The 12,768-nt window shown below is 62.9% G+C and carries 14 protein-coding genes and 1 tRNA gene; 8 read left to right on the top strand and 7 right to left on the bottom strand.

Going from position 1 to position 12,768, the window contains the following annotated elements; translation table 11 throughout:
- Window positions 1–161 precede the first annotated feature (161 nt).
- A complete protein-coding gene (locus PCJ49_RS01200) occupies window positions 162–755 on the top strand; it encodes a TetR/AcrR family transcriptional regulator (protein WP_269909331.1) in 594 nt (197 codons plus the stop codon).
- A gap of 12 nt (window positions 756–767) precedes the next feature.
- Here PCJ49_RS01200 and PCJ49_RS01195 read toward each other — a convergent pair whose 3' ends face one another.
- The 5 genes from PCJ49_RS01195 to PCJ49_RS01175 form a co-directional block, all read right to left on the bottom strand.
- Window positions 768–2,483 (bottom strand): methyl-accepting chemotaxis protein, encoded by a 1,716-nt coding sequence (locus tag PCJ49_RS01195; RefSeq protein ID WP_269909330.1) that lies wholly within the window; start codon window positions 2,481–2,483, stop codon window positions 768–770.
- 315 nt (window positions 2,484–2,798) lie between these two features.
- On the bottom strand, window positions 2,799–3,005 hold the full coding sequence (locus PCJ49_RS01190; RefSeq protein ID WP_269909329.1) for a hypothetical protein: 207 nt from the start codon (window positions 3,003–3,005) through the stop codon (window positions 2,799–2,801).
- A gap of 12 nt (window positions 3,006–3,017) precedes the next feature.
- Complete coding sequence (locus tag PCJ49_RS01185) at window positions 3,018–3,500, bottom strand: MarR family winged helix-turn-helix transcriptional regulator (protein WP_269909328.1); 483 nt, start codon at window positions 3,498–3,500, stop codon at window positions 3,018–3,020.
- A gap of 182 nt (window positions 3,501–3,682) precedes the next feature.
- Window positions 3,683–4,213 (bottom strand): hypothetical protein, encoded by a 531-nt coding sequence (locus PCJ49_RS01180; RefSeq protein WP_089287314.1) that lies wholly within the window; start codon window positions 4,211–4,213, stop codon window positions 3,683–3,685.
- An 11-nt stretch (window positions 4,214–4,224) separates the two neighbouring features.
- Window positions 4,225–4,896 (bottom strand): response regulator, encoded by a 672-nt coding sequence (locus PCJ49_RS01175; RefSeq protein ID WP_269909327.1) that lies wholly within the window; start codon window positions 4,894–4,896, stop codon window positions 4,225–4,227.
- A 273-nt stretch (window positions 4,897–5,169) separates the two neighbouring features.
- Between PCJ49_RS01175 and PCJ49_RS01170 the strand changes: the two genes are divergently transcribed.
- The 4 genes from PCJ49_RS01170 (at window position 5,170) to PCJ49_RS01155 (ending at window position 7,704) form a co-directional block, all read left to right on the top strand.
- Window positions 5,170–5,487, top strand: coding sequence for a hypothetical protein (locus PCJ49_RS01170; protein ID WP_089287138.1), 318 nt, complete (start codon window positions 5,170–5,172; stop codon window positions 5,485–5,487).
- 204 nt (window positions 5,488–5,691) lie between these two features.
- Window positions 5,692–6,240 carry a PadR family transcriptional regulator gene (locus PCJ49_RS01165; RefSeq protein WP_269909326.1) on the top strand — a complete coding sequence of 183 codons (549 nt, stop codon included), beginning with the start codon at window positions 5,692–5,694 and terminating at the stop codon, window positions 6,238–6,240.
- Window positions 6,241–6,407: 167 nt separating this feature from the next.
- Window positions 6,408–7,244, top strand: coding sequence for an ABC transporter permease (locus PCJ49_RS01160; protein WP_269909325.1), 837 nt, complete (start codon window positions 6,408–6,410; stop codon window positions 7,242–7,244).
- Between the two features lie 13 nt (window positions 7,245–7,257).
- Complete coding sequence (locus PCJ49_RS01155) at window positions 7,258–7,704, top strand: hypothetical protein (RefSeq protein ID WP_269909324.1); 447 nt, start codon at window positions 7,258–7,260, stop codon at window positions 7,702–7,704.
- 63 nt (window positions 7,705–7,767) lie between these two features.
- Here PCJ49_RS01155 and pssA read toward each other — a convergent pair whose 3' ends face one another.
- Together pssA and PCJ49_RS01145 are read right to left on the bottom strand one after the other, a co-directional pair.
- A complete protein-coding gene (gene pssA, locus PCJ49_RS01150; protein ID WP_269909323.1) occupies window positions 7,768–8,649 on the bottom strand; it encodes a CDP-diacylglycerol--serine O-phosphatidyltransferase in 882 nt (293 codons plus the stop codon).
- Window positions 8,649–9,383 carry a phosphatidylserine decarboxylase gene (locus PCJ49_RS01145; protein ID WP_269909322.1) on the bottom strand — a complete coding sequence of 245 codons (735 nt, stop codon included), beginning with the start codon at window positions 9,381–9,383 and terminating at the stop codon, window positions 8,649–8,651. The genes pssA and PCJ49_RS01145 overlap by 1 nt, the downstream gene beginning before the upstream one ends.
- A gap of 191 nt (window positions 9,384–9,574) precedes the next feature.
- Here PCJ49_RS01145 and PCJ49_RS01140 point away from each other — a divergent pair, with 191 nt between their 5' ends.
- The 3 genes from PCJ49_RS01140 to PCJ49_RS01130 all read left to right on the top strand — a co-directional run bounded on the left by PCJ49_RS01140 (window position 9,575) and on the right by PCJ49_RS01130 (window position 12,671).
- Window positions 9,575–9,943, top strand: a complete 369-nt coding sequence (locus PCJ49_RS01140; protein ID WP_269909321.1) for a response regulator — start codon at window positions 9,575–9,577, stop codon at window positions 9,941–9,943.
- A 27-nt stretch (window positions 9,944–9,970) separates the two neighbouring features.
- Window positions 9,971–12,484: an ATP-dependent helicase HrpB gene (hrpB, locus tag PCJ49_RS01135; protein WP_269909320.1), complete on the top strand. Its 2,514-nt coding sequence runs from the start codon at window positions 9,971–9,973 to the stop codon at window positions 12,482–12,484.
- 112 nt (window positions 12,485–12,596) lie between these two features.
- A tRNA-Thr gene (locus PCJ49_RS01130) sits at window positions 12,597–12,671 on the top strand.
- Window positions 12,672–12,768: the final 97 nt, after the last annotated feature.

Here is a 12,768-nt window from a genome sequence, read left to right as displayed (position 1 = left end):
CGTTTATGGTTTCTTATAGAAACGGTCATACGTTTTTTTAATGACCAAATCAACCAGCATCCGCGCGGGTCTCAACCCGTCGGCAATGCGTGCACAGGGCTTGACGGCAGCACCCCCGGCGGCCGATGAAAGCCACCCGAACGAACAGCAGGAGCAACCCCATGGCCCGTACCGCCGGCAGCCACGGCCCCCGGACCATGGAGGCCATCCGCAAGGCGGCCCTGACGCTGATTTTCAAGAAGGGTTATGAGGCGCTGACCTTGCGGGAACTGGCTGATGCCGTGGGCATCCAGCCCGGTTCGCTCTATAATCATGTGCGCAACAAACAGGATATCCTGTTTGATCTGGTGCAGGAGCATATGGTGCTGCTGCTGGCGGAAGCAAAGGCCGCCATCCCGCCCGGCCAGCCGCCCAAGGCGCAGTTGGAAGGTTTCATCACCTTCCATGTGCTGTACCACATCACAAGGCGCGAGCAGGTTTTCATTGCCAATTCGGAACTGCGCAGCCTGGAGCCCGCCAACCATGCCACCATTGTGGGTTTGCGGCGGGACTATGAAGGGCTGCTGATCGATATCCTGCGCCGGGGGCGGGAGGATGGCAGTTTACGGGCGGATGAACCGACCATCACCGCCTATGCCATCCTCTCCATGCTGACCGGTATCTGCACCTGGTACCAACCGGGGGGGCGCAAGAGTGCCGAACAGTTGGTGGCCCTGCACCGCGACCTGATCCTGTCCGGCATTGCCACCCGCTGAACAGCCGGGCCGTCAGGCCGCCTGTTCACCTGCATGTTCGACATCGCTCAGGAACTTCGCCACCTCGTCCCGCAGCTGATCGGCCTGTTCGGACAGGGAACCGGCCGCGCCATGCAACTGGGTGGAGGCGCTGAGGGTGAAGTGCGTCCCCTCCCGCACCACGGCGATATTGTCCGACACTTCCGATGTACGCCGCGCCGCCTCATGTACATTGCGGCTGATCTCCGCCGTGGCGGCGGCCTGTTGGGTGACCGCACTGGCGATGGTGCCGGAATTCTGACCGATCCGGTCGATGATGTCGGCAATCTCCGCCATCATGGCGGCGGCATCACCGGCCGCATCTTGCACCGCACGGGCCTGACCGGCGATATCGTCGGTGGCCTTGGCCGTCTGGTTGGCCAGGCTTTTCACTTCCGATGCCACCACGGCGAAGCCCTTGCCGGCCTCCCCTGCCCGCGCCGCCTCGATGGTGGCGTTCAGTGCCAGCAGGTTGGTCTGGGCGGCAATGTCGGCGATCAGCCCCACCACACCCTGCACGCTTTCCACCACCTGGGCCAGTTCGGCCACGGTGCTGCGGGCCTGATGCGCCTTCTGCACCGCTTGGCCGGTGATGCTGGAGGTGATTTCCACCTGCCGGCCGATTTCAGAACTGGAAGCCGTCAGTTCCTCGGTCGCCGCAGCGACAGTGCCGACATTGTCACGGGCAATATGCGCACCGTCCGCCACCAGCTCCGACCGTTCCCCAGTTTCCCGCGCCTGATCGCGCAGCCCGCCGGAAGTCGCCTCCAGCTGAGCGGCGGCGGAGGCGACAGTGCCCAACCGGTCGGAAACACGGGCCTTAAACTGGCTCATCAACCGTTCCAGCGCTTCCTGACGCCGCTGGCGGAACGCCTCTTCCCTGGCCTTTTCTGCTTCCAGCGCACGGGCCGTCACCGCATTGTCGCGGAACACCGCCACAGCGGCCGCCATCTCCCCCAGCTCGTTCTGGGCATTGGCATCCGGCACCCGCACATCCAGATCGCCCCCGGCCAGACGGCGCATGACCAGTGTCAGCTCATGCAACGGGCGGCTGAGGGTGCGGCTGATCGCCATCGACAGCAGGAAAACGATGACGCCAATCAGCGAAACGATGGCCAGTTCCGTCAACAGGGCCTGGTGATATTGCCGCTCAATATCGTCAATATAGATGGCTGATCCGATGATCCAGCCCCATTCCGGCAATTGCTGCACAAAAGCTACCTTGTCGAAAGCCTCCGTCCCGCCGCGCGGCCATTTGTAAAAGACGAAGCCTTTATTGTCCGGCCCGGTGGCCACCTTGATGAATTCGCGGAACAGATAGGTTCCCCCTGGATCCCGGTTGTCCCATTGCGAGGTTCCGACCACGGCGGGCGATGTCGGGTGCATCAGCACCAGCGCCTTATCATCATTCACCCAGATATATTCACCGCCATAGCGCATGGCGCTCATGGCATCCAGCGAAGCCCCCTGGGCCTCGGCACGGCTCAGAATCCCCTGCTTTTCCTGATCGGCATAATAGCGGGCCACGGCCAGCGCACCCTCCACCGCCATTTGGGCCTGTTGCTTGTGCTGCTGCACCAGCTGATGATGCAACATCTCCGTATTGAAGATGGTATGCGCGATCAGCCCCAGGATCGACACAGCCACGATCATCCCCAACCGTCGCCCGATACGCGCCGTGGTGATGCTTTTCATGATAAGCGAGATCATTTATCCCCCCTGGGAAACCAACCCTAAGGTAAAACTACTTCCTTGGGGTATTTGGGGATGAATTTATTAATGAAGTGTTAATTTTATAAATAAAGTCCAATTAACTCAATGTATTGATCCAGCTCAATGTCAAAAGAGCAAACAGGATATTTACTGAACTTTTTCTCAGCAAATCCAATGCTGAAGAGGGGCGGCGGGGAAAAAGGCCGCATTGCGGAAATCCGATGGAGGCGTAACGGCTCCGGCGGCTTGACCACAGTGAGGCAAGCCCGCTTAAAATACAAGGGTCAGCCTATTTAACCGATAGGGTTTTGGTTATTCTGCTGCCTTGCGTAATATATAATTCAGCTTGGCAAGAGCATTGCGCGTCAGCGCAGCCCGGCCTGCGCTGGCCGGGCCCTGGATCACCACTTCCTTGTTGGTACGGGGATCAATGGCACTGACACGGATGATCGAGCCCACCTGCTGGAACTCGATCAATATATCACCTTCCGTCAAGGGCGGCTTATCGCGGCCGACCATCCCGGCACCCCGTCAGAGATCGGACGCGCCATAGGCGCCGTAAGAGAGTGAATTGGTCCAGAAACGTTCCAGCTTGCGCATGGTCTCGTTACAGCGGGACAGTTCGTCGGGCGACATGCCACTGCGGTCCAACGTCTCCACCTGTCGGGCAAACAGTTCGGACACCCGGTCACGCAGCGCCAAGCCCTTTTCCGAGAGGCGGACACGGACAGAGCGGCGATCATGCGCGGAGCGTTCCTGCGTCAGATAGCCGTTCTCGTGCATCTTCTTGACGTTATAGGACACGTTGGAGCCCAGATAATAACCGCGGGCCGTCAGTTCACCCACTGTCAGTTCATCATCGCCAATATTGTAAAGGATGAGGCTCTGGACATTGTTGATATCCTGCACGCCCAGCCGATCCAGTTCGACCTTCAGCACTTCCAGGAAATGGCGATGCAGCCGCTCAATGAGCAGGATGCTGTCATAATAAGGCTGGTGCAATGCCTTCTCCATTGAACTCGACCGCCTGCAGAACACGTCAAATGAAAGGCGCCAGCCAGACGCCCCTTATCCACCGCCCGGCAGCGCCGGTATGTGAACTGCATAGCACGACACTAAGCGTAGGTTAATGCCTGAATAATATCACAAGCGGAAGGCATCCATACAAATTGGAAAAAATTCGGGCAAAAAGCCGGTCAGGCGTTTCGCCGCGCCCCCAGCTTGGCCCGCGCGACGGAGAGGGAGCCATTCAACGCCTGCCCAATCGCCCCGCCATCGCCCTTGATATTGTCTCGCACCAGCACATGCATCGCATCGATATGCAGGCCCACCACCTGCATTTGGGCCGGCGTCGGGTCCGGCAGGGGGATCAGGAAGCTGTTCAAAGCATGGGCAAAATCCGACAGCAAGTCGTACCCAAAGGTTTTGCCCAGGGTCAGAATCCCGTCACTGATCTTGACAATGCGCCGCAGATGGGTAGCGCGATTCTCCGCATCATCCAGGGCCCGGCGATAGGCTGCGTGCAGATCGGTCAGGTCCAGCTTCGTCTGCGCCTCATGCGCATCCGCCAGACGGGCGACATAGCTGTTTGCCCGCATGATCGCGGCCGGATCAATCCGACCGGGTTTGCCATCGGCGGAACCGCCCACTTTTTCGCGCAGCTTGTTGGGACGCTGGATGATCTCCACCGTGGGCTTTGCAGCACCGGGCTTGACGTTATCGTTCATAGCCCCGCCATTCATGCCTGCATCCGCTGCTGGGCAATTTCATCACTTTCTTCCAATGCTTCCCCGGATGGGGGGACGCCCTTCTCCGGATTTTCGCCGATTCCATTCTGGCTGTCGATAACCATATGGGCGCCATCTTCGACAACACGCACATCTTCCGGCCCCAGGCGGCGTTTTTCTTCCCCATCATAGGGCAGAGTCTGGCGCCGGCGATCAGGGCCGAAATAATTGGGCGCGCGGACAAAGGCGCGCGGCTTGTCGATAATGGCCAGCAGCCGGCTGGCCACATTCATCACCGACATCGGTTTGGCCAGATATTCCGTTACCCCGCTGTCGCGGGCGAGCCGCACGGCGGCTTCATCGGCATCGCCGCTCATCATCACAAAGGGCAGGAAGCGGATTTTGTCACTGTCATGGGCGCGGACCCAGCGCAACAGCTCAATCCCGTCCTTCGGCTCCATCAGATGATCGGCGAAGATGATATCGATATCCTTGCCGGCGCCATCCATCTGGGCCGACACCTCCAGCACGGCCATCGCCTCTTCGCCATTTTCGGCCTGAATCATCTTGCCGACGCCCAAGCCCTTGAACACCGTCATCATGATGGAGCGGACAAAACGGTTATCGTCCACCACCAGGATGGACAAACCGTCAAACCGATAATATTTGCCGCCGCTGGCCATGGATAGGAACCGGCCTTCAACCGAAACAGGTGGGAAGCCGACATCGGCCTCCCTCAGGCTTAATGATTGTTAAGAAAAAGGCAAGCGCAGAGACAACATGCAAAAGCATAGGATCATACTATTTTATTAAAATGATGGTTTCCACCGCGTTCATTTAAATCGCATTAACAATGCTATCCGGAAAGACAGGTATCTGGAACCCCTGAGATTAACGGGTTGGTTACGCTCCAGACGTTACGACTCAGCGATAAATATGACGCTGGAGTGACAGAGATGGCGCAGACAGGGGGCAAACCCGCAACCGAGGAAGGCGTGATTGAGCGTACTGCCCTGATCATGCATGGCCTGTGCAGTGAATTGCAGCAGAGCCTGCAACGCTCCGCCACGGAAGCGGACGATATCGACCTGGGCATGTTGATGGGGTTGACCATGTATCTGGATGCCAGACTGGGACCGTTTCGGACCGACCGGCTGATGACCGCAGCCCCCCAGATCATTCTGCGCACCGATGCCCATGTCACCCCGACCCAGGAGGCCGCCATCCGGTCCACCTTGCGCCGGCTGGGGCGGGTATTGGCGACTCTGCCGTAACGAGCCCTTATGTTATTGACTGAATTCGAAAAACCTTAACAACCATTAACTATTTTTTCGCCTAAAATCCGGGCATTAGCGGAGGCCTGCTGTACGCAAGGGGCCGTTATTGTTCAGAATTAACAGGCCGTTATATATCGATCCGCCATATATCTTGACTACTTATGTCGGTCGACTATCGTGGCGCCAGTTTTGGAAGGGTCCATGATGATTGATGTTAAAACGCTCTGCCTCGGTGTTCTCAGCCGGGGTGATGCCTCTGGTTACGAGATCCGCAAGGAGTTCGAGGAGGGGCCGCTCAGCCATTTCAGTGATGCCGGATTCGGCTCCATCTATCCGGCGCTGCGTCGTCTGACCGAAGACGGTCATATCGTCATGCTGCCGCACAGCGGCGACGGCCGCCCGGACAAAAAACTGTATCGCATCACGCCGGCCGGCCGTCATGCCCTCTATCAGGCGCTGACGCGCGCCCCGGCGCCGGACAAGCTGCGCTCGGACCTGATGTTCATCCTGTCCTTTGGCCATCTGCTGCCGCCGCGTCATCTGGACCGGATCATCAGCGACCGCATTTCCGATTATCGCCGACTGATCGCAGCGATGGAGGCGCAGGAAAATCAGGTTGCCCGCACGCCGGGTGAAAGCTTTGTGGAGGGCATGGGCTTGGCGATCTATCGCGCCGTCGCCTCCTATCTGGAAGATCACCGGCATGAGCTGGTGGCCGCCGCCCTGATGGAAAATCAGGTGGCGGAGTAATCCAGGCCAGGCACAGGTCGGCCCCAGGGCTGGCCATACTGCTGTGAACGGCATCCGGTGCCCCCGGGTGCCGTTTTGTTTTTGCCCCATCAAAACCTGAGGCAGCCCTTGCTCCAAGCCAGAGGCTGGGTTAACTGACATTCCCTATGCAGGATCGTCCCGCCCCCGTGCCAGAGCCCCGATCGGCTGCCCTCCACCCATCCCCGGTGGCGGAATCGCTGCGGCGCATCCAGGCCATGGTCTTACGAAACTGGTACCTGATCCGCCGGTCCTGGCCCCGCTTGCTGGAGCTTTGCTATTGGCCGACGGTGCAGTTGCTGATCTGGGGCTTCATGTCGCAGTTCCTGCAGGGACAGGCCGGCTGGGTCGCCGGCACCGTGTCTGTACTGATTGCCGCCGTACTGCTGTGGGAAGTGCTGGTGCGCACCCAGATCGGCATGAGCATCACCTTCCTGGAAGAGCTGTGGAGCCGCAACCTGGGCAACCTGTTCGTCAGCCCGCTGCGGCCCTGGGAATGGGTGGTGTCGCTGGTGGTGATGGGCCTGATCCGGGTACTGATCGGGCTGGCCCCGCCCGTACTGATTGCAGCGCTGCTGTTCGACTATAATCTGTTGTCGCTGGGCCTGCCGCTGGCGGGGTTCTTTGCCAACCTGATGATGCTGGGTGTCGCCCTCGGGCTGCTCACGTCCGGGGTGATTCTGCGCCATGGGCTGGGGGCGGAAATGCTGGCCTGGATGGCTGTCTTCGTTCTGGCCCCGTTTTCCGCCGTCTATTACCCGGTGGCGGCCTTGCCCCATTGGTTGCAGCCGGTCGCCCTGGCCCTGCCCACCGCCCATGTCTTCGAAGGGATGCGGGCCATCCTGAATGGTACCGGACATGCCTGGGGGCATCTGCTTGGCGCCGTGCTGCTTAACCTTCTCTATCTGGGGCTTGCCGCCCTATACTTCCTGCGGGCGTTCGGCAATGCGCGCCAGCGCGGCGCCCTGTTGCAGACCGGGGAGTAGGGAGAGAAGGGCTTTGGCCAGCGGCTTGCGCAAATATGCGGTACAGAAGCCCAAAGGGGCGAAATGGGAGACCCTGTCCCTGGTGGATGATCTGCGCCAGGGACAGGCGGAATTCCGCACGGCGGTGGAACTACACGGGAAAGCACCCGTCCGCCTGATCCAGGTAGATTTCACCGGCGATGAGGCCCTGGCCGATTTCGACTGGCACCTGATTGAGCTGCATGATCCCAACAAGGGGGCACGGCCGCGCCCCACCGTGGTGGCCGGCCGCGAACGGGGACAGAAGCCGCCAAAACCGGGCCGCAAGCCACCCCCGGCATCCCCGCAGCCGTCCGCCAGCCGCACCAAGGGGCCGCCCGGCCCAGGGGAAAAGGTGCCGGTGCCTTACAAGACCTATGTCGCCGCCTTCCTATTCGGCGTGCTGGCGATCATCGTCTGGGCGGTCACGTTCAAAATGTAATTGGTGAAGGGGTGGGCAGGGTTGCGGCGGCCGCCAATCAGGCAAGACCGCCGCCCAGCGGCATCAAACCGCCGGTCCTGCCTTCCCAGCAGACGCCGCCGTATCAGCCTCTGGCGCCACCGTTTCACCCTCCCCTGGCTCCCCCTTCAGGCGGGCAGCCTCCATGGCCAGGGTACGATAACGCTTGGCCGAAAATGGGATGCTGGCCAGATAGGCCAACCCCACCACGGTCAGGGTCGCCCAGGGGGCGCTGACCATGGCGGCGGCCGTCATGCCGACACCCAGCAGCAAAAACACCACATAGCGCTGCGGGATGCGCAGACCCTTCAGGGAGAAGGTGGGAATGGCGCTGATCATCAGGCCGGCCACGCCGACCGTCCAGGGCACCACCAGGACAGGGCTGTCAAACCAGCCCTCCCCCACCTCCAGCGTGGCGATCAGCGGCAGCAGAGCCAGGAAGGCCCCGGCCGGTGCCGGCACGCCGGTAAAGTAATTATAGGCAAAAGGCGGCTTCTCCGCCGCCCCCAGCATGGTGTTGAACCGCGCCAACCGCAACGCGGCACAGACGCCCATCACCAGGGCCGCCATCCAGCCAAAGGTACGGGCGTCGGCCAGCGCCCAGAGGTAAAGGATCATCGCCGGGGCCACGCCGAAGCTGACCACATCGGACAGGCTGTCCAGCTCCTCACCGAATTTGCTCTGGGCGTTCAACATGCGGGCAATATACCCATCCAGCAGGTCGAACAGGGCGCCGACGGCGATGGCCAGCACCGCCTCCTTCCACTTGCCTTCCATGGCAAAGCGGATGCCCGTCATACCCGATGCCAGATTGAGCATCGTCAGCATGTTGGGCAGCAGCCGGCTGATGGGCAGCCCGCGCAGCCGGGGCGGCCGCAGCCGCTTCTGACGCAGGCGGGGCGCGGGACGCGGCGGCACCGCACCCATCAGCGAACCTCGCCCCCGCGCTGCGGCTCGGTACCAACCAGATCGGCCAGCACGGTCTCACCGGCGATCATCTTCTGGCCGATCACCACCAGCGGGGCGACCTCATCCGGCAGATAGACATCACAGCGGCTGCCGAAACGGATCAGGCCATAACGTTCGCCCGCCCGCACCGGCTGGCCAGGGGCCACCCACCACAGGATGCGGCGTGCCACCAGACCGGCGATCTGCACAAACGCCATTTCCCGCCCGTCAGGCAGGGTCATGCGGATGGACATGCGCTCATTCTCATCGCTGGCCTTGTCAAAGGAAGCGTTGAGGAACTTGCCCGGATGATATTCGGCGCTGTGCACCGTGCCGTCGGTCGGCACGCGGTTCACATGCACGTCGAACACGTTCAGGAAGATGGAGATGCGGGTCAGCTTCACATCGCCCATGCCCAGTTCGGGCGGCGGCGATGCCTTGGTGATCATGATCACGCGGCCATCGGCCGGGCTGACCACCAGGCCGGGGCGGGTGGGCGTCACACGATCAGGATCGCGGAAGAAATAGACGCACCAGGCGGTCAGCACCAGACCGATCCAGCCCAGCGCCGTGGACCAGGTGAACAGCAGCGCCGACACGATGGCGAACAGGGCGATGAACGGCCAGCCGGCCTTGTTGATCGGAACGATGACGGTTTTCAGCGCAGACATTGGCGAAGCGGCTACCCGCTGGTGATTGGAACGAAAATCCATACTAGACAGTCGGCCAATGGAAATTAAGCCAATTCGACGAAGGGCACCGGTGCGATGGCCACAGATGGCCCCTTCTATCGCCAAGGGCCTAATCAAGGGGTGTCAGACCCAAGTTGGACTGTCGCTTGTGGCGGCTTGGTTCATTATCAATGGGAACTGTTCCCAGTTGCCCCTCACCCTATGGTTCCGCGATGTCCGCCAAACCCCTGCGAATCCTGATTTGCGAAGATGAATCGCTGATCGCGCTCGGCCTCTGCGCCATCGTGGAGGATGCCGGCCACATCGTCTGCGGCACCTGCGCCACGGCGGTGGAGGCGGTGGCCGCCGCCATCACCCACCGGCCCGATCTGGTATTGATGGATGTGATGCTGCGGGGCGGGGAAGATGGCATTGCCGCCGCGCTGGAAATCCGCCGGCGCCTGGATATTGCCTGCCTGTTCATGAGTGCGGTGGACGCCCCCGCCGTGCGGGAACGGATGGAAGCCGCACGACCGCTGGGCTTCATCGCCAAACCCTATCGCCCCGCCGACCTGCTGCAACAGCTGCAGCGGCTGGTTTGAACCGGCCCTTTTGGGCTAAATGGGGGCATGTCGACGCATAATCCCCCAAGCTTCCCGCCCCTGCCGATTGACGAGGCGCTGCCAGCCTTGCTGGCCGCGCTCAGCAAGGGCCCCAATGCCGTGCTGCAGGCCCCGCCCGGTGCCGGCAAGACCACCCGCGTGCCGCTGGCCCTGCTGGATCAGCCCTGGCGCGGTGATGGCCGCATCATCATGCTGGAACCGCGCCGGCTGGCCGCCCGGGGGGCCGCCCGCCGCATGGCCGCGATGCTGGGGGAGGAGGTGGGCGGCATTGTCGGTTACCGCGTCCGCCTGGACGCCCGTGTTTCCGCCCGCACCCGGATCGAGGTGGTGACGGAAGGCATCTTCTTGCGCCAGCTGCAAGCCGACCCGTCGCTGGACGGGGTGGCCGCCGTGCTGTTCGACGAATTCCACGAACGCAGCCTGGATGCCGATCTGGCCCTGGCTTTCTGCCTGCAAAGCCAGGGGCTGCTGCGTGACGATCTACGCCTGCTGGTCATGTCGGCCACGCTGGATGGCGGGCCGGTGGCGGGGTTGCTGGGCGATGCGCCGCTGATCACCTCCGAAGGCCGCGCCTATCCGGTGGAAACCCGCTGGGCCGAACCCAATGGCGGGGAGCGGATGGAAGAGGCCCTGGCCCGCACCATTCGCCGCGCGCTGGCGGAAGAGACGGGCAGCCTGCTGGTCTTCCTGCCCGGCAGCGGCGAAATCCGCCGGGTGGAACGGCTGCTGGGTGAAGGCCGGCTGCCGGCCGACGTGATACTGACCCCGCTTTATGGCGACCTGTCGCTGGAAGCGCAGGATGCCGCCATCCGCCCTGCGCCGGATGGCAAGCGCAAGGTTGTGCTGGCAACCTCCATCGCCGAAACCAGCCTGACCATCGAAGGGGTACGGGTGGTGATCGACAGCGGCCTGTCGCGGCTGGCCCGGTTTGATCCGCGCAGCGGCATGGGCCGGCTGGAAACCGTGCGCTCCTCCCGCGCCTCTGCCGATCAGCGGCGGGGCCGTGCGGGGCGTACCGCCCCCGGTATCTGCTATCGCCTGTGGTCCGAGGCTGCCGACCGCGCCCTGGCCGGCTTCACCCCGCCGGAAATCGCGCGGGCCGATCTGGCCCCGCTGGCGCTGGAACTGGCGCAATGGGGCATCCATGATGCCGCCGAACTGGCCTGGCTGGACCCGCCGCCCGCCCCTTCCCTGTCCCAGGCGCGCGAATTGCTGCGCCAGTTGGGGGCGCTGGACAATGGCAACCGAATCACCCGGCATGGGCAGGCCATGGCCGGGCTGGGCCTGCATCCCCGTCTGGCCCATCTGGTGCTGCGCGGGCGGGAACTGGGGCGGACGCGGCTGGCCTGCCGCGTTGCCGCCCTGATCGGGGAGCGGGACATTCTGCGCGGCGGCAGCGGGATGCGCGATGCCGACCTGCGCACCCGGCTGGACCATCTGGCCGAACGCGGACGCGGGGGCGAGGTGGATCGCGGCGCCCTGCATCAGGCCCTGGATTCGGCCCGCCAGCTGGAACGGCAGGTGGGCGGGCCGCCGGGGGACATGGATCATGATGGCGCCGGCCTGCTGCTGGCCCTAGCCTACCCGGACCGCATTGCCCAACGCCGTCCCGGCAGCCCCGGCCAGTTCCGGCTTTCCGGCGGGCGCGGGGCGGCCCTGGACCCGACCGACGCGCTGGCCAGCCGCGACTGGCTGGCCGTGGCCGATCTGGATGGCCAGGGGCGTGACGCGCGTATCTTCCTGGCCGCCCCGGTGACACAGGCAGAGCTGGAGGAAGCCTTTGCCGACGACATCGTGGCGGAAACATTGGTGGAATGGGACAGCCGCGAACAGGCGGTGAAGGCCCGCCGCCGCCGCCGGCTGTTCGCCCTTTCCCTGAAAGAAGAACTGCTGCAGAACCCGCCGGCGGAAGCGGTCATCCCCGCCCTGCTGCAAGGCATCCGGGAGATGGGGCTGGCCTGCCTGCCCTGGAGCAAGGAGCTGGAAAGCTGGCGCACCCGCGTCGCCTTCCTGCACCGCGCCGCACCCGACCGCTGGCCCGACATGTCTGATGCCGCTTTGCTGGCGACGCTGGAGGATTGGCTTGCCCCCTATCTGGCCGGGGTGATGCGGCGCAGCCACCTGGACCGCATCGATCTGCACGCAGCCTTGACCGGCCTGCTGGACTGGAACAGCCAGCAGGCCCTGAATGCTGAGGCGCCCACCCATCTAAGCGTGCCCACCGGCAACCGCATCCCCATTGATTATACCGGCGAAGAACCGGTTCTGGCCGTGCGGCTGCAGGAACTGTTCGGGCTGGCGGAAACGCCGCGCCTGGGCGGTGGGCGGGTGCCGGTGCTGCTGCACCTGCTGTCGCCAGCCCACCGGCCCGTGCAGGTGACGCGCGATCTGGCCGGGTTCTGGAAAGGCTCCTACCGCGAGGTGAAGAAGGATCTGGCCGGGCGCTATCCGCGCCATTACTGGCCCGACGATCCGCTGGAGGCCGAACCGACGGCCCGCGCCAAGCGTCGGGGGACGTGAGCAGCGCGAAAACTCCGGAAAACCAAGGGTTTGGAAAAATTTATCCGACTTCGTCATTTTCCTTGTTGCCAGCCCCCCATCCCTTTGCTAGAAGCACGGCCACCGCGACGGCGCCCCGATAGCTCAGCGGTAGAGCAACCGCTTCGTAAGCGGTAGGCCGTTGGTTCAAATCCGACTCGGGGCACCACGCGCGCCAGTTTAGGGCCCGCTGCTGACAAGGCAGCGGGCCTTTTACGTTTTCGGGCCTGTCCACACGTGCCAAAAGAAAACCCCCGCAGCCGGTG

The sequence above is a fragment of the Niveispirillum sp. BGYR6 genome, from assembly GCF_027568365.1.
Taxonomy (GTDB): Bacteria; Pseudomonadota; Alphaproteobacteria; order Azospirillales; family Azospirillaceae; genus Niveispirillum.
The sequence above is the reverse complement of the archived record's forward strand: the minus strand, read 5'-3'. Positions and strand labels throughout refer to the sequence as shown.

What these genes read in the sequence shown, in the direction of transcription:
- PCJ49_RS01175 (WP_269909327.1), bottom strand. Translation starts at nt 4,896, where the DNA reads ATGGCCAGCGGCGGCAAATATTATCGGTTTGACGGTTTGTCCATCCTG.
- PCJ49_RS01165 (WP_269909326.1), top strand. Translation starts at nt 5,692, where the DNA reads ATGATGATTGATGTTAAAACGCTCTGCCTCGGTGTTCTCAGCCGGGGT.
- PCJ49_RS01195 (WP_269909330.1), bottom strand. Translation starts at nt 2,483, where the DNA reads ATGATCTCGCTTATCATGAAAAGCATCACCACGGCGCGTATCGGGCGA.
- PCJ49_RS01200 (WP_269909331.1), top strand. Translation starts at nt 162, where the DNA reads ATGGCCCGTACCGCCGGCAGCCACGGCCCCCGGACCATGGAGGCCATC.
- PCJ49_RS01140 (WP_269909321.1), top strand. Translation starts at nt 9,575, where the DNA reads ATGTCCGCCAAACCCCTGCGAATCCTGATTTGCGAAGATGAATCGCTG.
- pssA (WP_269909323.1), bottom strand. Translation starts at nt 8,649, where the DNA reads ATGGGTGCGGTGCCGCCGCGTCCCGCGCCCCGCCTGCGTCAGAAGCGG.
- PCJ49_RS01145 (WP_269909322.1), bottom strand. Translation starts at nt 9,383, where the DNA reads ATGGATTTTCGTTCCAATCACCAGCGGGTAGCCGCTTCGCCAATGTCT.
- PCJ49_RS01190 (WP_269909329.1), bottom strand. Translation starts at nt 3,005, where the DNA reads ATGGTCGGCCGCGATAAGCCGCCCTTGACGGAAGGTGATATATTGATC.
- PCJ49_RS01180 (WP_089287314.1), bottom strand. Translation starts at nt 4,213, where the DNA reads ATGAACGATAACGTCAAGCCCGGTGCTGCAAAGCCCACGGTGGAGATC.
- hrpB (WP_269909320.1), top strand. Translation starts at nt 9,971, where the DNA reads ATGTCGACGCATAATCCCCCAAGCTTCCCGCCCCTGCCGATTGACGAG.
- PCJ49_RS01170 (WP_089287138.1), top strand. Translation starts at nt 5,170, where the DNA reads ATGGCGCAGACAGGGGGCAAACCCGCAACCGAGGAAGGCGTGATTGAG.
- PCJ49_RS01185 (WP_269909328.1), bottom strand. Translation starts at nt 3,500, where the DNA reads ATGGAGAAGGCATTGCACCAGCCTTATTATGACAGCATCCTGCTCATT.